Origin of the sequence: Rubrivivax albus (assembly GCF_004016515.1) — a bacterium.
GTDB lineage: Bacteria > Pseudomonadota > Gammaproteobacteria > Burkholderiales > Burkholderiaceae_C > Rubrivivax > Rubrivivax albus.
This window is the reverse complement of the sequence record NZ_SACT01000007.1, coordinates 232158-253518: the sequence shown is the minus strand read 5'-3', so window position 1 is coordinate 253518 and position 21361 is coordinate 232158. Positions and strand designations below refer to the sequence as shown.

Below are 21361 nucleotides of genomic sequence, written 5' to 3'. Positions count from 1 at the left end.
CATGTCCTGGGCTGGAAAAATCCTTCGCGTCGACCTCACGGCCGGCACCGTCAAGAGCGAACCGCTGAACATGGGCTGGGCCAAGGAGTATCTGGGCTCGCGCGGCCTCGGCTCCAAGTACCTGGTCGAGGAGGTCGATCCCAAGGTCGACCCGCTGTCACCCGACAACAAGATCATCTGGGCCACCGGCCCGCTGACCGGCACCATGGCCTCCACCGGCGGCCGCTACACCGTGATCACCAAGGGGCCGCTCACCGGCGCCATCGCCTGCTCCAACTCCGGCGGCTACTGGGGCGCCGAGCTGAAGATGGCCGGCTGGGACATGGTCATCTTCGAAGGCAAGAGCGCCAAGCCGGTCTACCTGTACATCAACGACGACGTGGCCGAGCTGCGTGACGCGGCGCACCTGTGGGGCACCACGGTGTGGCACACCGAGGAGCAGTTGAAGAAGGACCACCAGGATCCGCTGCTGCGCATCTCCAGCATCGGCGGTGCCGGCGAGAACCAGGTGCTGTTCGCCGCCGTGGTCAACGACCTGCACCGCGCGGCCGGCCGCTCCGGCGTCGGCGCCGTGATGGGCAGCAAGAACCTCAAGGCCGTGGCCGTGCGCGGCACCAAGGGCGTCGGGAACATCAAGGACCCGAAGGCCTTCATGCAGGTCACGATGGAGAAGAAGAAGATCCTGCACGACAACGCCGTCACCGGCCAGGGCCTGCCCACCTACGGCACCCAGGTGCTGATGAACGTGATCAACGAGATGGGTGCGCTGCCCACGCGCAACCACCGCGACGTGGCCTTCGAAGGCGCGAAGGACATCTCGGCCGAAGCGATGGCCACGCCCCGGCCCACCGACGGCAAGAAGCCGCTGGTGACCAACCAGGCCTGCTTCGGCTGCACCATCGCCTGCGGTCGCATCCAGAAGATCGACCAGGGCCACTTCACGGTGGAGAACAAGCCGCAGTACTGGGGCGCCAGCGGCGGCCTGGAATACGAGGCCGCCTGGGCGCTGGGCGCTGCCAACGGCGTGAACGACCTGGAAGCGCTGCAGTACGCCAACGTGCTGTGCAACGAGCACGGCATGGACCCCATCAGCTTCGGCGCCACCATCGGTGCGGTGATGGAGCTCTACGAGATGGGTGTGCTCACGAAGGAGCAGCTGGGCATCGACGCCAAGTTCGGCAGCGCGCAGGCGCTGGCCTACTTCGCCGAGATCACCGCCAAGGGCGAGGGCTTCGGCAAGGAGATCGGCCAGGGCAGCAAGCGGCTGTGCACCAAGTACGGCCACCCCGAGCTGAGCATGAGCGTCAAGGGCCAGGAGTTCCCGGCCTATGACAGCCGCGGCATCCAGGGCATGGGCCTCACCTACGCCACCAGCAACCGCGGCGCCTGCCACCTGCGCAGCTACACCGTGGCCTCCGAAGTGCTGGGCATCCCGGTGAAGACCGACCCGCTGACCGCCGAAGGCAAGCCGGAACTGGTGATCGCGTTCCAGGACGCCACCGCCGCCTACGACTCGTCGGGCCTGTGCATCTTCACCACCTTCGCCTGGGGCCTGCCGGAGCTGGCGGACCAATTGCGCCCGGCCATCGGCGAGGAGTTCACGCTGGAGAACGTGGCCAAGATCGGCGAGCGGATCTGGAACATGGAGCGCGACTTCAACAACCGCGCCGGCTTCACCGCCAAGGACGACACGCTGCCGCCGCGCCTGCTCAACGAGCCGGCCAAGACCGGCCCGGCCAAGGGCCTGGTCAACAAGCTGCCGGAGATGCTGCCGAAGTACTACGCCGCCCGCGGCTGGGACGAGAACGGCCAGCTCAAGGCCGACACGCGCGCGCGCCTGGGGCTCTGACCGCCCTGGCCCGAGCCTGAAGGGCGGTTCGAGGACCGCCCTTTTTCTTTGAAGAGGACCGCATGAGACACATCATCCTCGGCGCCGGCCCGGCCGGCGTCATCGCTGCCGAGACCATCCGCAAGCACGCGCCGAACGACGAGATCTATCTGGTCGGCGACGAGCCGGAGGCGCCTTATTCGCGCATGGCGATCCCCTACCTGCTGATCGGCAACATCGCCGAAGGCGGCACGCACCTGCGCCATGCCGGGGACCACTACGCCCGCCTGCGCATCGAGCTCAAGCGCAACCGCGCGGTGAAGCTGGACACGGCCGCCAAGACGGTGAACATGGACGACGGCAGCACGCACGCCTACGACCGCCTGCTGATTGCCACCGGTTCCAGCCCGGCCACGCCGCCGATCCCCGGCATCGCCGGGCCCGGCGTGCACGCCTGCTGGACGCTGGCCGACGCGCGCGCCATTGCCGCCCTGGCCAAGCCGGGCGCCCGCGTGCTGCAGATGGGCGCCGGCTTCATCGGCTGCATCATCATGGAGGCGCTGGCCAACCGCGGCGTGAAGCTCAGCGTCGTCGAGATGGGTGATCGCATGGTGCCGCGCATGATGGGCCCGGTGGCCGGCGGCATGATCAAGGCCTGGTGCGAGAAGAAGGGCGTGTCCGTGCACACCGGCGCCAAGGTGGTGGAGATCGGCCGCGATGCCACGCCGGTGATGAAGGTGAAGCTGTCCACCGGCGAGGTGATCGAGGCCGACCTCGTCATCAGCGCCACGGGCGTCAAGCCCAACATCGGTTTCCTGCAGGACAGTGGCGTCAAGTGCCTGCAGGGCGTGCTGACCGACGAGCACCTGCAGACCAGCGCCTGCGATGTCTATGCCGCCGGCGACTGTGCCGAGGCCTGGGACAAGGTCAGCGGCAAGGCCATCGTCAGCGCCATCCAGCCCAATGCCGCCGACCAGGCGCGCGTGGCGGCGCTGAACATGGTGGGGCAGAAGGCGGAACTGCGCGGTGTCACGCAGATCAACGTGCTCGACACGCTGGGCCTCATCAGCGCGAGCTTCGGCAACTGGGAAGGCGAGCCGGGCGGCGACAGTGTCGAACTCACCGATCACGACGGCTGGCGTCATCTGAGCCTGAAGTTCGGCGACGACACGCTGGTGGGCTGCAACGCCATCGGCTGGACCGAGCACGTGGGCGTGATGCGCGGGCTGGTGGAAGGCGCCGTGCGCCTGGGGCCGTGGAAGGCCAGGCTGATGGCCGATCCGACGCTGCTGATGGAGGCCTACCTGGACCGCGCGCAGGCGCAGGGAAGCCACGCCCACGTCAAGGCTGCCTGAGCGCGGCCACACTCGTGCCCATGCAGATCACGTTCAAGCTCTACGCCAGCCTGGGCGAGCACCTGCCGGCCGACCGCCGGCAGGGCAACCAGATGGCGCTGGAGGTGGCGCCGGGGGCGTCCATCGCGCAGATCATCGAACCCTTCAACCTGCCGATGAAGCTGGTGCACCTGGTGCTGGTCAATGGCGTCTATGTCCCTCCGGAGGAGCGTGCGACGCGCACCTTGGTGGACGGTGACGTGCTCGCGATCTGGCCTCCGATCGCTGGCGGCTGATCCGTGCAGGCGCACTACGACGCCGAGTTCCACCGCGAGCAGGGCATCACCGAGGCCGACTGGCTGCAGCTGCTGCCGCGCGCCGCGCAGGGCCATGGGCTGACGGTGGGCGACGGCCGGGCCGAGATCGCCATCGGCAGTGGCAGGCTTCAGCTGGCCTGGACCGTGATGCCGCCCCGCCAGATCGCGCTCATCCGCCTGCCACGCCTGGCCGTGCACTACCGCTTCGACGGTGTGGACAGTGCCGACCGGCAGGCCTTCATGAAACGCTTCGACCTCACGATCCAGCGCGGCGGCGGCTGATATCCTGCACACCATGAACACCCGTCTTCCCCTCGTCGTGGCCGCGCTCGTCGCGGCCGGTGTGGCGCTGCCGGCTGCGGCCGAGAGCTTCGCGTCGTCCGCGTCCAGCGCCGGGTCGGCGTCGGTGGGCAGCCTGTCGGATTCGATCGGCGGCTCCAGCGACGCCAGTTCCGGCAAGCAGACGGCCGCCGCGGGCGAGTACCGTGTGCTGGCCGTGGCGCCGCTGCCCGATGGGCGGCAGGCGGTGCAGCTGCAGGCGGTGGCCGATGTCGACCGCCGCTTCACGCTGACGCTGCCGGTGGCCGCCGTCACGCTGGCGCCCGGCGAGCGCGTGGCCGTCCAGGACCGGCCTTATGGCCTGGCGTTCGCCCGCGTGACGGACGCTGCCGACGTGGCCGAGCCGTTCTTCGTCGCCCTGGCCGACGACTGGCGGCACGACCTCGACCTGCGCCGCGTCACGCTCTGACCCGATGGCCCGCCGGCGCGGCGTCGTCGGGCTGTCGTTCGCCTTGGCGCCCGCCATGGTGCTCGCCCTGATGCTCGCCCTGGTGCTGGCGACAGGACCGGCGACCGCAGGTTCGCTGATCGCAGGGGTCTGTGGTCAGACCCCCCCGCTGAGCGCGGCCCAGCACGACCGGCTGCTGCGCTTCGCCGCCGTCGTGCGCCAGGTGCTGGACACCCAGGCCCATGGCGTCGCGCTGGTGGCGCGCTCCGGGCTGGACCTGTCGCGTTTCGGCGTGCGCTACTCGCATGCCGGGCTGGCGCTGGCCGATGGCGCCGGCTCGCGCTGGGCCGTGCGCCAGCTCTACTACGACTGCGACGCCGCCCAGCCGCGCCTCTACGACCAGGGCTTGGCCGGCTTCGTGGCCGGCCTGCACGCGCCCGACCGCGGCTTCATCTCGCTGCTGCTGCCGCCGCCCGACGCCGCGCGCCGGCTGGGGGCTGCCGCGCTGGACCGCCCGCGCGCCCTGCGCCTGCTGGCCGCCCGCTACAGCGCCAACGCCCACGCCTGGAGCCTGCAGTACCAGAACTGCAACCAGTGGCTGGCCGAGCTGATGGCCACCGCCGAAGGCCATCTGCCCGACGGCGAGGACCTGCGCGCCCGCGCCCAGGACTGGCTGCGAGAGGCGGGCTACGTGCCCGCGTCCGTGGACGCCGGTTCGCACGCGGTGATGTTCGCCGCCGGCTTCGTGCCCTGGGTGCGGCTGGACGACCGGCCGGAAGAAGACCGGTACTCGCTGGTCTTCGAGCTCAGCTTGCCGCGTTCGCTGGAGGCCTTCGCGCTGGCGCGCTGGCCCGGCGCTCGGCGCGTGACCTTGTGTTTCGCCGAGGATCGCGTGGTGATGCGGCGCGACGGCACGCCGCTGCCGGAGGACTGCGTGCCGGAGCCGGGTGACGAGGTGCGCGCGCTGTGACGTCGGCGCCCATCTCGAGGCCGCCCAGGCCCCCGAAGCCGGCGGAATGGCGTCGCTGGGTCGGCATCGTGCTGCGCACCGCCCACCTGGCGGGCGTGGTCTGGCTTGGCGCGGCGCTGCTCGGTGCGCCCGTGGGCGCCGGGGGTGGTTGGCTGACCCTGCTCAGCGGACTGGGGCTGTTCGCCAGCGAACTGGTGGACCGCCGGATCTCGCCGACCGAACTGGCCGGCGCGGTGGTGCTCGCCAAGCTGGTGGCGGTGGCGTCGATGCTGGCCTGGCCGGCAGCGGCGCCGGGGCTGTTCTGGACGCTGCTGGTGGTGTCCGCCATCAGCGCCCATGCGCCCAAGCCGCTGCGGCACTGGCGTCCGGGTCGACGCTAGACCATTAGCATCCCGGCCATGCCGTCGCGCCGTGCCCTGCTCGTCATGTCCTGTCTGCTGCTGGTGGCGGCTGTCTCGGCACGGGCAGCCGACGTGCGCGTGGCCGTGGCCGCCAACTTCGCGCGGCCGATGGCGCAGATCGTCGAGCGCTTCACCGCCGCGACCGGGCACACGGTGGCGCTGTCGGTGGGCTCCACCGGCCGGCTGTACAGCCAGATCGTGGCCGGTGCACCGTTCGAGCTGCTGCTGGCGGCCGATGCCAAGACGCCCGAGCGCCTGGTGGCCGAAGGTCATGCCCAGGCCGCCCACCGCTTCACCTACGCCATCGGTCAGCTGGTCCTGTGGAGCCCCGACCCGGGCCGCGTGGACGCCGACGGCCGCGTGCTGTCGGGCACGGGCTGGCAGCGCCTGGCCATTGCCAACCCCAAGCTGGCGCCCTACGGCGCCGCGGCGATGGCAGTGCTGCACAAGCGCGGCCTCGTCGCGCAGGTTGCGCCGAAGCTCGTCACCGGCGACAGCATCGGCCAGGCCTTCCAGTTCGTGGCCACCGGCAATGCCGAGCTCGGCTTCGTGGCGTTGTCCCAGGTTCAGGCGCCGGGGCAGCCGGCGTCGGGCTCGCTGTGGCGCGTGCCGCAGGCGTACTACCCCGAGATCCGCCAGGACGTGGTGCTGCTGCGCCGCGGCCAGGCCAACCCGGCGGCCCATGCGCTGCTGCAGTTCCTGCGTGACGCCGACGCGCGGGCGTTGATCGCCGGCTACGGCTACGCGTTGGCCGATTGAGCCTCCGATGCCCCACCGGCTCTGCCCACGCGCATGACCCCGGCCGACTGGAGCGCCGTCCGCCTGACCGCGATGCTCGCAGGCCTGAGCACGCTGCTGCTGCTGATCGTCGGCACCCCGCTGGCCTGGTGGCTGGCGCGCACGCGCTCGCGCTTCAAGCCGCTGGTGGCGTCGCTGGTGGCGCTGCCGCTGGTGCTGCCGCCGTCGGTGCTGGGCTTCTACCTGCTGCTGCTGATGGGGCCGCAGGGGCCGCTGGGCTTTGCGCGGCTGCCGTTCACCTTTGGCGGGCTGGTGGTGGCGTCGGTGCTGTATTCGCTGCCCTTCGTCGTGCAGCCGCTGCAGCAGGCCTTCGAGGCCATCCCGGCACGGCTGATGGAGGCCGCCGCTACGCTGCGCGCCGGGCCGCTGGACCGCTTCTTCAGTGTGGTGCTGCCGCTGGCGCGCCCGGGCCTGCTGACGGCCAGCGTGCTGGGCTTCGCGCACACCGTGGGCGAGTTCGGCGTGGTGCTGATGATCGGCGGCAACATCCCGGGCGAGACGCGCGTACTGTCGGTGGCGGTGTTCGAGCACGTGGAGGCACTGGAGTTCGCCGACGCCCACCGCCTGGCCGCCGGCATGGTGGCCTTCGCGCTGGTTGTGCTGATGGCGCTGTACCTGGGCAACCGGCGCGCGGCGCGCGCGCTCGCCGGCACATGATCGACCTCAGCCTGCGCCTGGCGCGCCGCGACTTCACGCTCGACGTCGCGCTGCCATTGCCGATGCAAGGCGTGACGGCGCTGTTCGGCCCCAGCGGCTGCGGCAAGACGACGCTGCTGCGTGCGCTGGCGGGGCTGGAGCGGGCCGCGGGGCGGGTCGCGCTGGGCGATGAGGTCTGGCAGGACGATGCCGCCGGCCGCTTCGTGCCGCCGCACCAGCGCTCGCTGGGCTACGTGATCCAGGAGTCGGCCCTGTTCCCCCACCTGGACGTGGCCGCCAACCTGGCCTACGGCCGCCGCCGCGCCGGCGCCGACGGTGCGCGCGTGGACCTGCCGGCGCTGGTGGACCTGCTGGGCATCGGCGCGCTGATGGCCCGCCGTCCGGCCACGCTGTCCGGCGGCGAGCGCCAGCGCGTGGCCATTGCGCGCGCGCTGGCCACCGGGCCGCAGCTGCTGCTGATGGACGAACCGCTCGCGGCACTGGACGCCCCGCGCAAGGCCGAGATCCTGCCCTACCTGGAGCGGCTGTCGCGCACGCTGGCGCTGCCTGTGGTGTACGTCACCCACGCCATCGACGAGGTGGCCCGCCTGGCCGACCACCTGTTGCTGCTGGACGCCGGCCGCGTGCGCGCCGCCGGGCCGCTGCACGCGCTGCTGGCCCGGCCCGACCTGGCCTGGGCCGGGCCGGACGAAGCCGGTGTCGTCATCGACGCCACCGTGGCCGCGCACGACGAGGCCTACGGCCTGAGCCAGGTGCGGTTTGCCGGGGGCACGCTGTGGCTGGGCCGCGTGGCGCGCGAGATCGGTGCGCCGGTCCGCGTGCGCGTGCCGGCACGCGACGTGAGCCTGGTCGTCGAACGACCGGCACGCACGAGCATCCTCAACGTGCTGCCCGGAGTCGTGACCGATGTACATGCCCAGGGCCAGACCGCGACGGTGCGACTGGTCTGTGGCCAATCGGCCGCAGACACGTCCGCCGCACCGCTGCTGGCCCGCGTGACGCGGCGCAGCGCCGAGGCGCTGCAGCTCCATCCGGGCCAGGTTCTCTTTGCCCAGATCAAGAGCGTCTCGCTGATGTAGCGCGCCTCGCGCGCAAGAGTGGATTCAGGCGTGCGGGCCGGGCGGCGCCTTCGGGTCAAGCACCACCGTCACGCCTGCACGGCCGGTGGCTTCGGCCCTGCGGCCTGCGTCTGCTCCAGGTCCACCAGCACACGCAGGACAAGGCGCTGGTCGTCGATCCGGTAGGGCCCCTGGCAGACGCGCACCAGGCGGTCGGCGGCCGCCTGCGCGCCGGCGTCGTCGAGCAGCACCGCCATGCCATGCTCGCCGATGCGTGCCACGTGGTCGGTGGCACGCACCGACGCGCGCAGGCGGTGTGCACAGGCGGCCACCAGCCTGGCCAGCACGGGCGCTTCCAGCGGGTGACCCGGGACCGTGGCCGGCGTCACCGCCACCCGCAGCAGACGGGTCGACCGGCCCAGCCGCCGGCAGCGGCCAGCACGGGGCTCGCGCCAGCCGTCCAGCGCCGACCACGACGACAGCAGCGCGATCGGCCCCGGTGGCGGCACCCGTGCGGCCGCGTCGTTGGAGGCGTTCTGGGCCACGGGTGGCGCCACGGAGCCGGTCTGGCCGGAGACGACGGCGGTGCTGGAGATCGACATGCGTGCGATGCGGGTGGGTGTTGGCGATCGGACAGGCAGGCAGCAAGGGTGAGGGGCCGCCCGGCAGCGTGCGGATCTTTCAACCCTCCCTGATGCGCAGCCAGACGTCCCTCTCTGGGTACAACGCAATGCCGTGGTGAAACCCGACATCCACTGTGCCGCTACAGTGCGCACCGACGCCAAACGACGCCGATGTCCGACATCACGACCTTGCTCCATGCCGCCGGCGCCGGCGATGCCAGCGCGGCCGACCGCGCCTTCGCCCTGCTGTATGCCGAACTCAAGCAGCTGGCGCGCAGCCGTCTGCGCCAGTCCGGAGAACTCACCCTGCTCGACACCACCGCCCTGGTGCACGAGAGCTACCTGCGCATCCAGGCCCAGGGGGACGCCGTGTTCCCGGACCGGGGGCACTTCCTGGCCTACGCGGCCAAGGCCATGCGCACCATCGTGGTGGACACCGTGCGCGCCCGCCTGGCCGAACGCCGCGGCGCCGGCGCCGAGCACCTGGTGCTGGACACGGCGCAGTCCGAGCAGCTGGGCGACCAGCTGATGGCCCACGACGACGAGGTCCTGCGCGTGCACGAGGCGCTGGATGCCCTGGCCGCGGCCGAGCCGCGGCTGGCCCAGGTGGTGGAGCTGCGCTACTTCGGCGGCCTGTCGGAAGCCGAGATCGCGGCCAACCTGGGCCTGACCGAACGCACCGTGCAGCGCGACTGGGCCAAGGCGCGGCTGTTCCTGTCGATGACGCTGCGATGAGCACGTCCGGCGCCGGCGTGGACCCTGCGCGCTGGGCCGCGCTGTCGTCCCGGCTCGACGCGCTGCTGGACCTGCCGCCGGGGCAGCGCGCCCCCTACCTCGACATCCTGCGCGGCGAAGACCCGGCGCTGGCCGACGAACTGGCCGCGCTGCTGGCCAGGATGGCGGCACTGGACGGCACCGACTTCCTGCAGGCCCCGGCCGTGCCGCCAGCGGCCGCGGCCGACACCGGTGCCGCCGGCATGCCCGTGGGCGCCTACACGCTGCAGCGCGAGCTCGGCCGCGGTGGCATGGGCAGCGTCTGGCTGGCGCGCCGCACCGATGGGCGCTACGACGGCCAGGTCGCCATCAAGTTCCTGCAGGCCGCGCTGTTCGGCCACGCGGCCGGCGAACGCTTCGGGCGCGAGGGCCGCATCCTGGGGCGGCTGGACCACCCGTACATCGCCCGCCTGCTCGACGCCGGCCACCTGGGCGGCGACGGCCCGGGCGCCGCGCAGCCCTACCTGGTGCTGGAATACGTCGACGGCGAGCCCATCGACCGCTGGTGCGACCGTCAGGCGCCGGGCCTGGAGGCGCGGATCCGCCTTTTCCTGGACGTGCTGGCCGCGGTGGAGCACGCGCACAACCGGCTGATCCTGCACCGCGACCTGAAGCCGTCGAACATCCTCGTCACGGCGGCTGGCCAGGTCAAGCTGCTCGATTTCGGCATCGCCAAGCTGCTCGACGATGCCGACGACAGCGGCGTCGCCGGTGAGCTCACGCGTCGTGCCGGCCAGGCGTTCACACCCGCCTACGCCGCACCGGAACAGCGCGCCGGTGGCGACGTGACCACCGCCACTGACGTGCATGCGCTCGGGGTGCTGCTGTTCCGCCTGCTGGCCGGCCGCCTGCCCACCGAAGGCACGACGCTGGTGGGCCCGGCCACGGCCGACACGCCGGCACTGCCCCGCCTGTCCACGGCCGCGGTACGCAGCGGCGATGCTGCCGTGCGGCGCCTGGCGCCGGCCCTGCGTGGCGATCTCGACACCGTGGTGGCCAAGGCGCTCAAGCCCGACCCGGCGGCCCGCTACGCCAACGCCGCCGAGTTCGCGGCCGACCTGCGCCGCTGGCTGGCCCACGAGCCGGTGCAGGCCCGGCCCGATGGCTGGGCCTACCGCAGCGCGTGCTTCCTGCGCCGCCACCGCTTCGGCGTGGGCGCCACGGCGCTGGTGCTGCTGGCCCTGGCCGGCGGCGGTCTGGCGGCCTGGCGCGAGGCCCGCGAAGCGCAGCAGCAGCAGGCGCAGGCCGAGGGCCTGATCGAGTTCATGCTCGGCGACCTGCCGGCACGGCTGAAGCCCGTGGGGCGGCTGGACGCGCTGGACGCCGTGGGCGAACGTGCGCTGGCCTACTACGCGGCGCAGGACCCCGACCGGCTGGACGCGGCTTCGCTGGGCCGCCGCGCACGCGCCCTGCACCTGCTGGGCGAGATCGACGAGCAGCGCGGCCGGCTCGACGACGCGGCGCGCCGCTTCGACGAGGCCGAGGCCGCCACCGGGGCCCTGGTGGCGCTGCACCCCGACGACACCCGGCACCTGTTCGAGCATTCGCAGAGCGCCTACTGGGTCGGTTTCATGGCCCGCCGGCGCGGCCAGACGGCGCAGGCGCTGGCCGCCTTCGAGCGCTACCTGGCCCTGGCCGACGAGCTGGTGCGGCGCGAGCCGGGCCAGCTGGACTGGCAGGTCGAGCAGGCCTATGCGGGGCAGAACCTGGGTGTGCTGCTGCTCGAGGGTGGCCAGGCGGCCGCGGCGCTGAAGGCCTTCCAGCGCACGCTGGCGGTCTGGCAGCCCCTGGCCGCGGCGCGGCCGGCGCTGGAACTGGAGCAGGCGAACACCCTGGGCTGGGTGGCCAAGGCCCAGGAGGCGCTGCAGGACTACGATGCGGCCGCCGCGGCCCAGCGCGAGAAGCTCGCGGCGCTGGCCCATGTGCCTGACGCTGCGCGCGACCGCGAAGTGGCCTACCTGGAGGCCAACGCCCATGCCGAGCTGTCCGCGCTGCAGCTGACGCGCGGCGATGCGGCCGCGGCTCTGGCCGAAGCCCGCCAGAGCGATCGCCTGTCCCAGGTGCTGACGGCCGAGGATCCCGACAACATGCTGTGGCTGTCGCAGCAGGCCGCGGCCGGCATCCGGCATGCGGCGGCGCTGCAGGCACTTGGTCAGCCCGACGAAGCCCGCCGCGTGTTGCGCCCGGTGGCCGCGGCGATGCAGCGGCTGCTCAACGAGGCGGAGCCGACGCGGCACACCATCGTCACCCTGCAGGGCCGGTGGCTTCGGCTGCTGGGGGAACTCGAGCCCGGCCCGGCGGCCGCCACCGCCCTCGACGCCTACCTGGCCCTGCTGGACGAACGCGAGGCCGCCGGCCAGGCGCTGGACGCACCGCAGACGCTGGTGGCGGCTGCCGCGGGCCTGACCGCCGGCGACCTGGCACGGCGCCGCGGCGATGCCGGGCGCGCCCAAGCCATCTGGACCGTGGCTGCGCGCAGGCTGCAGCCTGCGGTGCAGCGGCGCAACGCGTCGGCAATGGCCGACCACGGCCTGCTCGCGCTGCGGCTGGGCGACCTGCCGGCGGCGCACGAGGCCCTGGCGCTGCTGCGTGACAGCGCCTACCGGCATCCCGCCCGGCAGGCGCTCGAGGCCGAGTTCGCGGCGCTGCCGGTACCGCGGCCCTGACACGCGGCCCCGGGCCTGCGCTTGGCCGCCCTGCGCGGTGACGCAGACAATGGCCGCGGTGCGCAGAGGCCCACGCCTCGCCTCGCACCGACTCAACCCAGGGAGAACACCATGTCCGATGCCGTCAAGCTCGTCTTCGTCACCGTGTCCGGCGAGAACGTCGTGCGCTGCACGCCCGACCCGGCCGCCGTCAGCGGCAGCAACGTGCTGATCAACTTCCGGCTCGTCACCGACGGCTGGGTCTTCCCGGACAGCGGCGCCGTCGTGGTCAGCCAGCCCGGCAGCAGCTTCCCCTACGCGTCGTGGACGCTGGCACCGCAGTCGGCGGCGCTGCTGGACACGGTGGAGAGCAAGGGCGACTACAGCTACACGGTGACGGTGATGCACCAGGCCAGTGGCCGGCGCCTGAGCATCGACCCGACGATCCGCAACCAGGACTGATCAGAGCCTCCGTAGCAGCGCGTCCCAGCCCGGCCAGTCGGCCGGTGCCAGCGCCGCCTTGCGCAGGCTGCCGCCGGCCGGCGTGCCGGCGGTGAGCGTGTCGATGAAGGCCGCCGGGTCCTCGACCCAGCTGCCGCCCAGCAGCGTGATGCCGCGGGCGAACAGCGGGTCGGGCGGCCCACCCACGCTGGGGCCCACCAGCACCAGGCGTTCGGCCGCGGCGCACTGCGCCAGCACCGGCTCGAGCGTGTGGTTCAGCAGCAGGGTGCCGGTGGCCAGCACCTTGCGGCAGCCGCGCAGTTCCGCCGCGTCCAGCGTCACCCGCACGCCGTCGCGCTCGCCCACCAGGTCTTCGCGCAGTTCCAGCACCACCACCTGCGCGCCCGCCGCGGTGAGCCGCGGCAGCAGCGGCGTGAAGTGGCCGACCATGCCGATGGTCTCGCCCGGCTGCGGGTCGAGCTGGCCCAGGCTGTCGCGGCTGCTCGGCGGCACGAACCCGGCTCGCGTGCACAGGCAACGCGTGAGCGCGTTGACCGCGGCAAAGCCGATCGTGCGCACCAGCGTGCTGCCGCTGGCATAGCCCTGCGCGACGACCAGCGGATCGTCGCCGGCCTGAAGATGACTGGCCGCATGGGCCGTCAGCTGGGCCCAGGTGTCGCCCAGCAGCACGTAGGACAGGCCCAGCGAGCCGTCCTCGAGTTCCAGCGCGCAGAACTCGCCGCGCATGCCGCCCGGCGGCGGGGGCGGCGGCAGGTGCAGCGCCTTCACGCGCGGCAGTGGCGCCCGGCCCGCGAAGGCCTGCAGCAGCGCCAGCGATTCGGTGACGTAGCCCGGTGCGTTCATGTCGGCGTGTGTCTGGCGGCGCGCGACGAGAGCGCGCCCGGAAAGTACAGCGCCGTCAGGCTCTTGCTGTGCACCGGCGAGAATCCCTGTGCCTCGGCACCCTGGGCTGCGTCGGCGTGGCGGCGCCAGTCGCGCACCCAGTGGATGGCGTCGCAGGTCTCCAGCAGGCCGAGCGTCTCGCGGTCGCCCACCAGCACGCCCTGCACGCGCAGGCCGAAGCGCGCGCGGGCGTCGTCCAGTTGCGCCAGCGTCTGCGGCGTGCAGCCGAACTCGCCGTCGCTGACGATCAGCAGGTCGGCGCTGCGCCAGCGCGCGTCGTGCACCGACTGCACGGCGCGTTCGATGGGGGCCTGCACGTCGGTGCCGCCGTCGAAGCCCTGGCCCATCAGGTCCAGCAGTGCTTCCAGGCCGGCGGCGCCACGGCCCAGGTCGCGTTCGAACAGTTCGCCCGGGCCGCCGAAGGCGATCAGCCGGCAGCCGCGCCCGGCGGCGTGGGCGGCGCGCAGCGCGGCGATGACCACGGCCTTGGCGATGTTCTCCGGCGCGCCGCGCATCGAGCCGGAAGTGTCCAGGCACAGCAGGATGGGGCCGCGGTCCAGCGGCGCGGCCGCACGGTCCGCGGCCGCCGCTTGCGGGCGGGCCAGGGGGTCGGGGCGCCAGTCGGTCAGTATGGCCTCGGTCTGCCAGGCCAGCAGCCGCGCCTCGGCCTGGCGCGCGCGCCACAGGCGGGCGCCGACCGGGTGCCGCAGCAGCACGGCCTCGGCCGGCAGCATGCGGTCCAGGCGGCCGGAGAAGTGCACGCCGGTGACCTCGCCGGGCGCATCGGGGAGGCGCGTCTCCACCGCGCGCAGCGGGCGCGGCCGGCACGCGGCCGGGTCCAGGTCGGGCGCGGGCGGCGCCTGCACGCTGCGCTCGGCGCGGCCCAGGGCCTGGATCAGCGCCACCAGCGCCGGCAGCTGCGCCAGGCGCTCGGCGGCGCGGCGTGCCAGCTGCCAGGGGCGGCTGCGCAACTGGCCGCGCAGCGCGTCCCAGCGCAGGTGGGCCAGATCACCCAGGCCCTGGAGCAGGGCCAGATCCTCTTCCAGGCCGGTGGTCTGCTCGTCCCATGCCGCGCGGAACTCGTCGCGCACCTGGGCGATGGCCGCTGCGCGCGTCTGCCGCGGCTGCAGGTCGACGAGGCGGTCCAGGTGCCACAGCAGGGTGCGCAGCACCTGCTCGGCCAGGTCGGGCACGCCCTGGCACAGCGCGGGCAGGCCCAGCTCGCCCACCACACGGCGCAGCGGTGGCGTGGCCTCGGGGTCGCCGAAGTCCAGCGCGGCGGGCGGCAATTCGCCCGCTTGCAGCGCCGTGAGCCAGGCGCGGGTGTCGTCCAGCCGGCGGCCGCGCTCGCCGGCCGACGTGGTCAGCGCCGGCAGCCACAGCGTGCGCGGCAGGGCCGGCAGGCGGTCGTAGGGCGCGTCGAGGTTCACGCGCCGACGTCGACCGCGGCCGGCGTCACCGCCGGCAGCGTGTCGTCCTGTGGCTGGGCGGCGAAACCGGCGCGGGTGGCGGCCAGCCGCGCCAGCAGGGTGTCCAACACGGCCAGCGTGTGCGCATGCGCAGCCTGCCAGCGCGCGGCCAGCCCCGGCGGCAGCCACACCCGGCCGGCGAGGCGGGTGGCCAGCGCCTGCGCCTGCGCCGCCACGTCACCGCGGGCGGTGCTGGCCTGGGCGGCGATCTGGTCGATCTGGTCCAGCCGCGCCTGCACATGCACCGGGCTCCAGCGGCGGCGCAGCCGGTCTTCCAGCGTGGCGGAGACGATGCGCAGCATGCCGCCGTCCCCCTCCGCGCCACCGATCGACCGCGCCAGCGCCAGCTTGCCGGCCGCGTCGTCGCCTTCAGCGCCGTCGGCCGGCGCCATCTGCTCCACCTGCAGCTGCATCTCGAAGGCCTCGACCGCGCGCGTGAGCCAGGGGGCGTCCTGCGGCACCGCCTGGGCGATCTCGGCATCCACCCAGGCCTGCAGCGCCGGCACCTGCGCCGGGCCGGCGGCGGCCACGTAGGGGGCGGTCCACAGGTCCAGCGCATCGGTGGTGGATCGGCCCTCGGTGGCCGCGGCGGTGCGCAGCAGGTCCATCCACTGGCGCCAGCGGCGGTCCGACAGTGGCTGGCCGTCGGCCGCCAGGCGCGTGCGCAGGGCGGCGCAGGCGGCCAGCAGGTCTTCACCCAGGGCCACGGCCGACGCCGCCTGGGCCACGGCGGCGCGCTCGGCGGTGGTGAGCGGCTGTGTCACGTTGACACAGCCGGCGTCCAGTTGCAGCAGGGCCGCGAAACTCTCGTCGGCCACCGGGGCCACCGGCACGCGCACCAGGAACCGGTCGTGGAAGGCCAGCAGCGCCTCGTCGGCCGGCCCCTCGTTGCTGGCGCCGACCACACACACCAGCGGCACCGGCAAACGGCCGCTGCCGTTGTCGAACACACGCTCGTGCAGCAGCGTCAGCAGCGCGTTCAGGATGGCGGAGTTGGCCTTGTAGACCTCGTCGAGGAAGGCCACGCCGGCGGTCGGCAGGAAGCCGGCGGTCAGGCGCTCGTAGCGGTCTTCCTCCAGCGCCTTCAGCGACAGCGGGCCGAACAGCTCCTCCGGCGTGGAGAAGCGCGTGAGCAGGCGCTCGAACCAGGGCGCGTCGGCAAAGGCCTGCTGCAGCCGCCGCGCGAGTTCGCTCTTGGCCGTGCCGGGCGGGCCGAGCAGCAGCACGTGCGCACCGGTCAGTGCCGTCAGCAGCATCAGCCGCACCGCGGCCTCGCGTTCCAGCAGGCCGGCGCTCAGCGCGTCGAGCAGGGCATGCAGGCGGGTGGGCGTCGGCAGGGCCATACGCCCATTGTCGCGGCGCCAGGGCCCGCGGCGGCCCTGCGGGTTGACCCCGATCTGACCCGGCGCAAGCGCATGCGGTATCTTCCCTGCACCATGCGCCAGCGCGGTATCCACCTCCAGTACAGCTTCCAGGCCGGCGGCCAGTCGGGCGCCGACGTGCAGAACCCGCTGTTCGACCTGCTCAGCGCGGTGCGCGACCACGGCTCAATCCAGCACGCAGCCAACGCGCTGGGTGCGTCGTACCGCCACACCTGGGGCCAGCTGAAACACTGGGAGGACGTGATGGGCGAGAAGCTCGTCACCTGGGCCCAGGGCCAGCCGGCGCGGCTGACACCCTTTGCCGACCGCCTGCTGTGGGCCGAGAGCCGGGCGCGCACGCGCATGACGCCGCACATCGAGGCCCTGCGTGCCGAACTGGAACACGTGCTGGCCGAGGCGCTGGACGGGTCCCAGCAGGTGCTGGCGGTGCACGCCAGCCACGACCTGGCGCTGCCGTTGCTGCGCCAGCGTGCCGGCGCCAGCCATGGCCTGCACGTGGACCTGCGCTTTGCCGGCAGCATGGACGCGCTGCGGTCGCTGGCAGAAGGCCGCTGCCTGGTGGCCGGCTTCCACGTGCCGCCGCTGGAAGGCCGGCATGCGGTGTTCGCCGCCGGGCTCAAGCCGCTGCTCAAGCCGGGCCGCCACAAGCTCATCGGCGCCATGCGCCGCACCCAGGGCCTGATGGTGGCCAAGGGCAACCCGCTGGCGCTGCGCCAGCTGGCCGACTTGCCGGCGCACGGTGCGCGCTTCGTGCAGCGCCAGCCGGGCTCGGGCACGCGGCTGCTCACCGACCACCTGTGTGCCGTCGAGGGCATCGGCGAGGCCGCCTGGCAGAGCTGCGCCGGCATCGTCGAGGACAGCCACGTGGCGGTGGCCGCCGCGGTGGCCAGCGGCCTGGGCGATGCCGGCATCGGCATCGAGGCGGCGGCGCGTGCCTTCGGCCTGGGCTTCGTGCCGCTGATCGAGGAGGACTACTTCCTCGTCTGCCTGGCCGACACGCTGGAGCACCCCGCGGTGCAGTTGCTGCGCCAGGCCCTGGCCAGCCCGGCCTGGCGCGACGCGCTGGCCACGCTGCCGGGCTACACGCCGCATCAGGCCGGCGAGGTGCTGTCGCTCACGCGCGCGCTGCCCTGGTGGCACTTCAAGACGCCCAGGCCGTCGCACCGTTCGGATTCCGGAGACCGCTGATGGACAACATCGACCTGCAGGTCATGCGCCAGGTGGCGCAATGGCACGCCGACGGCCACGGCGTGGTCATGGCCACGATCACCCGCACCTGGGGCTCGGCGCCGCGGCCGCCGGGCAGCATCGTGGCCATCCGCGACGACGGGCTGATCACCGGCTCGGTCTCCGGCGGCTGCATCGAGGACGACCTGATCGACAAGGCCCGCCAGGGCGTGCTGGCCGAAGGCCGGCCGCGCGTGGTGCGCTACGGCATCGACGCCGACGCCGCGCACCGCTTCGGCCTGCCCTGCGGCGGCCTGATCGAGCTGGTGCTGGAGCCGGTGGCGGCGCACACGCAGATGCCCGTGCTGCTGGAGCGCCTGCAGCGTGGCGAACGCGTGCGCCGCGTGCTGGACATCGCCAGCGGGGCCGTCACCCTGGAAACCGCCGGCGACACCGATGAGCTGCAACTCACCGACACGACGCTGACCACCCACCTGGGCCCGCACTGGCGGCTGGTGATCATCGGCGCCGGCCAGATGACGCAGTACCTGGCGGAGATGTCGCGCGCGCTGGACTACCAGGTCGTCGTCTGCGACCCGCGCGAGGAATACGCCGACATCTTCGCCGTCGACGGCGTGACGCTCCGCCGCGAGATGCCCGACGACCTGCTGCAGGCGCTGAAGATCGACGGCCACACGGCGGTGATCGCGCTCACGCACGACCCCAAGCTCGACGACCTGGCGCTGATGGAGGCGCTGGCCTCGTCGGCGTTCTACGTGGGCGCCATCGGCTCGCGCGCCAACCAGGCCAAGCGGCGCGAGCGGCTGAAGGAGCACTTCGGCATGACCGACGCCCAGCTCGACCGCCTGCATGGCCCGGTGGGGCTGAAGAATGGCGCGCGCACGCCGCCGGAGATTGCCATCAGCATCCTCGCTGAGCTGACCGCGGTGCGCTACGGCTACCGCATCGACGCGCCGGTGGCGGTGCGGGCGCAGGCGGTGATGGAAGTCGGCTGCGTCAGCTGAAGCTGGCGCGGCGGCGGCGAGCGGCACCCACCAGCAACGCCAGCCCGCCGCCGACCATCAGTGCACTTGCCGGCTCGGGCACCGCGCTGACCTGCAGGCCGTCGATGCGCAGCATGAGGTTCACGCTCGCGTGGCCGTCGGCCGGGCGCAGGTCGCAGCCGCCCAGCACCGGCACGGCCTGCAGGCAGGTCAGCGTCAGCCCGCTGGCGGCCTGGGCAAAGGCCGTGCTGTCCAGCGTGAGGCCGAACTGCTCGCCGGGCTGCAGCACGGCACTGCGGAACGACAGCGTGGTGCTGCCGCTCTGCGTGAAGTCCAGGGTGCCGCTGTCGGCACCGCCCAGCGGGTAGTGCTGGCGCCAGGCGACGCTGGCGTGGGCTTGGGCCAGCCAGTCCAGGTCGCCACCGGTAGGCACCCAGATGCCTTCGAAGTCCACGCGTTCGACGATGACGGCGTCGATGATCACGTCGAAGGACAGCGTACCGGGCGCCGTGCCGGCATTGAAGAACTGGGCGGACCACTGGCTCTGCAGCTGGCTGAAGCTGGTTGCGGGGTCGGGCCCGACCGCCGCGTACAGAAGCGTGCTGCCATCGGCCGCGAGCAGCCCACCTTCGCTGCGCCAGGTGACGCTGTTGTCGAAGCCGGTGGACTCGCCCGAGGTGTGGGGCTGTGCCCACAGGCCGAGATCCACCGTGCCGTGGCCGTCTGAACCGCCGGCGCTGGCGCCGAGGGTCCCGGTGACGATGCTGCCCGGTGCCGCGGCCTGGGCCAGGCCGCAGAAGGCCAGGCCGGCCACCAGGGTGGCGAGGCCAGGACGATTCGTCGATGCAGGCGCGTGGGGCATGGGGCGGCTTCCGTGCTGTGGTGTCGCGCCGCAGTCTGCGCAGCGCATCGGCACCTGCCCATCCCCCGCCCCGATGGCACGCGTCGCGCGCGATCTCGTATCGCGCGCGCGGTGTCGCCGGTGTCGCCGGTGTCGCGTTTGGCCGATCAGCCCTTCGTCCAGAACACGTAGTCGGCCTGGTAGCGCACGATCTCCTTGGCCCCCATGCGGCTGGCGTCGCAGGTGGTGGCCGGCGCCACGCCGCCGCGTGTGGCCAGGCGCTGCACGTGGGTCACGCCCTGCATGCGGCCGGCGCCGGTGGCCGGGTTGGCTTCCACCAGCTGCAGCGGGATGTTGCCGTCGCCACCCGGCGCCACGGCCAGCTGCTTGCCGGTGATGGCCGAGCCATCGGCGGCCTGCCAGGTGGCCGGCGGGCCGAAGTAGCGGCCGATGCGCTGGCCGTCGCGGCCGCGCAGTTCGGCGTCCGGGCCTGCGAAGACCCAGGCGTGGGCGCCGTCCTTGGTGCGGCACTCGTAGGTGATCTCGCCGACGCCCACCGTCTCCAGCGCCACCTTGTGGCCGGCGGGCACGCGCACCGGCTCGGGCACGGCCATGCCGCCATGGGCGGCGGCGAAGGCGGTGGCCGCCAGGGCGGCCAGGGACAGCGCCGCCGCAGCGGGCACGAAGGAACGAAGCGTCAGGGACATGGGCATCTCCAGGGTTGAAGTGCGGCGCCGACGGCGCCGTCCCCACCCCTTACGCAGCCGCCGCGCCGGCGGATGCAGCGATGCCGAAGATGGGCGGATCAGGCCGTGAAGGCCTGGATCCCGGTGATCGCGCGGCCCAGGATCAGCGCGTGGATGTCGTGCGTGCCCTCGTAGGTGTTCACCACCTCCAGGTTCACCAGGTGGCGGGCGACGCCGTACTCGTCGCTGATGCCATTGCCACCCATCATGTCGCGCGCGGTGCGGGCGATGTCCAGCGCCTTGCCGCAGCTGTTGCGCTTCATGATGCTGGTGATCTCCACCGCTGCCGTGCCCTCGTCCTTCATCCGGCCCAGGCGCAGGCAGCCCTGCAGGCCCAGGGTGATCTCGGTGAGCATGTCGGCCAGCTTCTTCTGCACCAGCTGGTTGGCGGCCAGCGGGCGGCCGAACTGTTTGCGGTCCAGCACGTACTGGCGGGCGCGGCGGTAGCAGTCCTCGGCCGCGCCCATCGCGCCCCAGGCGATGCCGTAGCGCGCGCTGTTCAGGCAGGTGAACGGGCCCTTGAGGCCGCGCACCTCGGGGAAGGCGTTCTCCTCGGGCACGAACACCTGGTCCATCACGATCTCGCCGGTGAGGCTGGCGCGCAGGCCCACCTTGCCGTGCACCGCCGGCGCGCTCAGCCCCTTCATGCCCTTCTCGAGGATGAAGCCGCGGATGGCGCCGCTGTCGTCCTTGGCCCAGACGACGAAGACATCGGCGATCGGGCTGTTGGTGATCCACATCTTCGCGCCGCTCAAGCTGTAGCCACCGGGCACGCTTTTCGCGCGCGTGATCATGCTGCCAGGGTCGCTGCCGTGGTCGGGCTCGGTCAGGCCGAAGCAGCCGATCCATTCGCCGCGCGCCAGCTTGGGCAGGTACTTCTGCTTCTGCGCCTCGGTGCCGAAGGCGTTGATCGGCACCATCACCAGCGAGCTCTGCACGCTCATCATGCTGCGGTAGCCCGAATCCACGCGCTCGACCTCGCGCGCGATCAGGCCGTAGCTCACGTAGTTCAGCCCGGCGCCGCCATAGGCCTCGGGGATGGTGGGGCCGAGCAGGCCGATCTCGCCCATCTCGCGGAAGATGGAGGGGTCGGTGGTCTCGTTGCGGAAGGCCAGCTGCACGCGCGGCAGCAGCTTGCCCTGGCAGTAGTCCTGCGCGGCGTCGCGGATGGCGCGCTCGTCTTCGGTGAGCTGCCCGTCCAGGTGCAGGGCGTCGTCGGCATCGAATTTCATGTCAGTACCGCCCGGCCGTTCCGAAGGTACTGACAGCCCCCTCG

General features: G+C 72.8%; 22 protein-coding genes. 15 read left to right on the top strand and 7 right to left on the bottom strand.

All coding sequences use genetic code 11. The annotated features are described in order from the left end of the window. Position 1: 1 nt before the first annotated feature. The 10 genes from ENE75_RS19330 to modC all read left to right on the top strand — a co-directional run bounded on the left by ENE75_RS19330 (position 2) and on the right by modC (position 8111). Positions 2 to 1849: an aldehyde ferredoxin oxidoreductase family protein gene (locus ENE75_RS19330; RefSeq protein WP_128199963.1), complete on the top strand. Its 1848-nt coding sequence runs from the start codon at positions 2 to 4 to the stop codon at positions 1847 to 1849. A gap of 62 nt (positions 1850 to 1911) precedes the next feature. Then, positions 1912 to 3183 (top strand): NAD(P)/FAD-dependent oxidoreductase, encoded by a 1272-nt coding sequence (locus tag ENE75_RS19325; protein ID WP_128199962.1) that lies wholly within the window; start codon positions 1912 to 1914, stop codon positions 3181 to 3183. A gap of 20 nt (positions 3184 to 3203) precedes the next feature. After that, complete coding sequence (thiS, locus tag ENE75_RS19320; RefSeq protein ID WP_128199961.1) at positions 3204 to 3458, top strand: sulfur carrier protein ThiS; 255 nt, start codon at positions 3204 to 3206, stop codon at positions 3456 to 3458. Between the two features lie 3 nt (positions 3459 to 3461). Beyond that, positions 3462 to 3761 carry a hypothetical protein gene (locus tag ENE75_RS19315; protein ID WP_128199960.1) on the top strand — a complete coding sequence of 100 codons (300 nt, stop codon included), beginning with the start codon at positions 3462 to 3464 and terminating at the stop codon, positions 3759 to 3761. A gap of 13 nt (positions 3762 to 3774) precedes the next feature. Continuing rightward, positions 3775 to 4227, top strand: coding sequence for a hypothetical protein (locus ENE75_RS19310; protein WP_128199959.1), 453 nt, complete (start codon positions 3775 to 3777; stop codon positions 4225 to 4227). Between the two features lie 4 nt (positions 4228 to 4231). Then, positions 4232 to 5176: a DUF2145 domain-containing protein gene (locus tag ENE75_RS19305; protein WP_233259171.1), complete on the top strand. Its 945-nt coding sequence runs from the start codon at positions 4232 to 4234 to the stop codon at positions 5174 to 5176. A 68-nt stretch (positions 5177 to 5244) separates the two neighbouring features. After that, positions 5245 to 5556 (top strand): hypothetical protein, encoded by a 312-nt coding sequence (locus tag ENE75_RS19300; RefSeq protein ID WP_128199958.1) that lies wholly within the window; start codon positions 5245 to 5247, stop codon positions 5554 to 5556. A gap of 18 nt (positions 5557 to 5574) precedes the next feature. Beyond that, positions 5575 to 6336 carry a molybdate ABC transporter substrate-binding protein gene (gene modA / locus ENE75_RS19295; RefSeq protein WP_128199957.1) on the top strand — a complete coding sequence of 254 codons (762 nt, stop codon included), beginning with the start codon at positions 5575 to 5577 and terminating at the stop codon, positions 6334 to 6336. 33 nt (positions 6337 to 6369) lie between these two features. Next, positions 6370 to 7032, top strand: a complete 663-nt coding sequence (modB, locus tag ENE75_RS19290) for a molybdate ABC transporter permease subunit (RefSeq protein WP_128199956.1) — start codon at positions 6370 to 6372, stop codon at positions 7030 to 7032. After that, positions 7029 to 8111 carry a molybdenum ABC transporter ATP-binding protein gene (modC, locus tag ENE75_RS19285; RefSeq protein WP_128199955.1) on the top strand — a complete coding sequence of 361 codons (1083 nt, stop codon included), beginning with the start codon at positions 7029 to 7031 and terminating at the stop codon, positions 8109 to 8111. The genes modB and modC overlap by 4 nt, the downstream gene beginning before the upstream one ends. Before the next feature lie 68 nt (positions 8112 to 8179). On the opposite strand, the gene ENE75_RS19280 is transcribed toward modC, so the two are convergent. Beyond that, positions 8180 to 8692 (bottom strand): hypothetical protein, encoded by a 513-nt coding sequence (locus ENE75_RS19280; protein ID WP_128199954.1) that lies wholly within the window; start codon positions 8690 to 8692, stop codon positions 8180 to 8182. A 192-nt stretch (positions 8693 to 8884) separates the two neighbouring features. Here ENE75_RS19280 and ENE75_RS19275 point away from each other — a divergent pair, with 192 nt between their 5' ends. The 3 genes from ENE75_RS19275 to ENE75_RS19265 all read left to right on the top strand — a co-directional run bounded on the left by ENE75_RS19275 (position 8885) and on the right by ENE75_RS19265 (position 12594). Beyond that, on the top strand, positions 8885 to 9448 hold the full coding sequence (locus ENE75_RS19275) for an ECF-type sigma factor (protein ID WP_128199953.1): 564 nt from the start codon (positions 8885 to 8887) through the stop codon (positions 9446 to 9448). Next, positions 9445 to 12153, top strand: coding sequence for a serine/threonine-protein kinase (locus ENE75_RS19270; RefSeq protein WP_128199952.1), 2709 nt, complete (start codon positions 9445 to 9447; stop codon positions 12151 to 12153). Before ENE75_RS19275 ends, ENE75_RS19270 begins: the two co-directional genes overlap by 4 nt. Before the next feature lie 111 nt (positions 12154 to 12264). After that, complete coding sequence (locus ENE75_RS19265) at positions 12265 to 12594, top strand: hypothetical protein (RefSeq protein WP_128199951.1); 330 nt, start codon at positions 12265 to 12267, stop codon at positions 12592 to 12594. Here ENE75_RS19265 and ENE75_RS19260 read toward each other — a convergent pair whose 3' ends face one another. The 3 genes from ENE75_RS19260 to ENE75_RS19250 are packed head-to-tail and all read right to left on the bottom strand — an operon-like array spanning position 12595 to position 16288. Next, a complete protein-coding gene (locus ENE75_RS19260; protein ID WP_128199950.1) occupies positions 12595 to 13437 on the bottom strand; it encodes a Rossmann-like domain-containing protein in 843 nt (280 codons plus the stop codon). Beyond that, positions 13434 to 14906 carry a VWA domain-containing protein gene (locus ENE75_RS19255; RefSeq protein WP_128199949.1) on the bottom strand — a complete coding sequence of 491 codons (1473 nt, stop codon included), beginning with the start codon at positions 14904 to 14906 and terminating at the stop codon, positions 13434 to 13436. The genes ENE75_RS19260 and ENE75_RS19255 overlap by 4 nt, the downstream gene beginning before the upstream one ends. Continuing rightward, positions 14903 to 16288, bottom strand: coding sequence for an AAA family ATPase (locus ENE75_RS19250; protein WP_128199948.1), 1386 nt, complete (start codon positions 16286 to 16288; stop codon positions 14903 to 14905). Before ENE75_RS19250 ends, ENE75_RS19255 begins: the two co-directional genes overlap by 4 nt. A 93-nt stretch (positions 16289 to 16381) precedes the next feature. Here ENE75_RS19250 and ENE75_RS19245 point away from each other — a divergent pair, with 93 nt between their 5' ends. Continuing rightward, positions 16382 to 17515 carry a substrate-binding domain-containing protein gene (locus tag ENE75_RS19245; protein WP_128199947.1) on the top strand — a complete coding sequence of 378 codons (1134 nt, stop codon included), beginning with the start codon at positions 16382 to 16384 and terminating at the stop codon, positions 17513 to 17515. Then, entirely contained in the window at positions 17515 to 18519 is a 1005-nt protein-coding gene (locus ENE75_RS19240; protein ID WP_128199946.1) for an XdhC family protein, read from the top strand. The genes ENE75_RS19245 and ENE75_RS19240 overlap by 1 nt, the downstream gene beginning before the upstream one ends. On the opposite strand, the gene ENE75_RS19235 is transcribed toward ENE75_RS19240, so the two are convergent. The 3 genes from ENE75_RS19235 to ENE75_RS19225 form a co-directional block, all read right to left on the bottom strand. Continuing rightward, entirely contained in the window at positions 18512 to 19360 is an 849-nt protein-coding gene (locus ENE75_RS19235; protein WP_128199945.1) for a PEP-CTERM sorting domain-containing protein, read from the bottom strand. The genes ENE75_RS19240 and ENE75_RS19235 overlap by 8 nt on opposite strands. A gap of 146 nt (positions 19361 to 19506) precedes the next feature. Next, positions 19507 to 20046 carry a DUF3455 domain-containing protein gene (locus ENE75_RS19230; RefSeq protein ID WP_233259170.1) on the bottom strand — a complete coding sequence of 180 codons (540 nt, stop codon included), beginning with the start codon at positions 20044 to 20046 and terminating at the stop codon, positions 19507 to 19509. Positions 20047 to 20144: 98 nt separating this feature from the next. Beyond that, positions 20145 to 21317 (bottom strand): acyl-CoA dehydrogenase, encoded by a 1173-nt coding sequence (locus tag ENE75_RS19225; RefSeq protein WP_128199943.1) that lies wholly within the window; start codon positions 21315 to 21317, stop codon positions 20145 to 20147. Positions 21318 to 21361 lie beyond the last annotated feature (44 nt).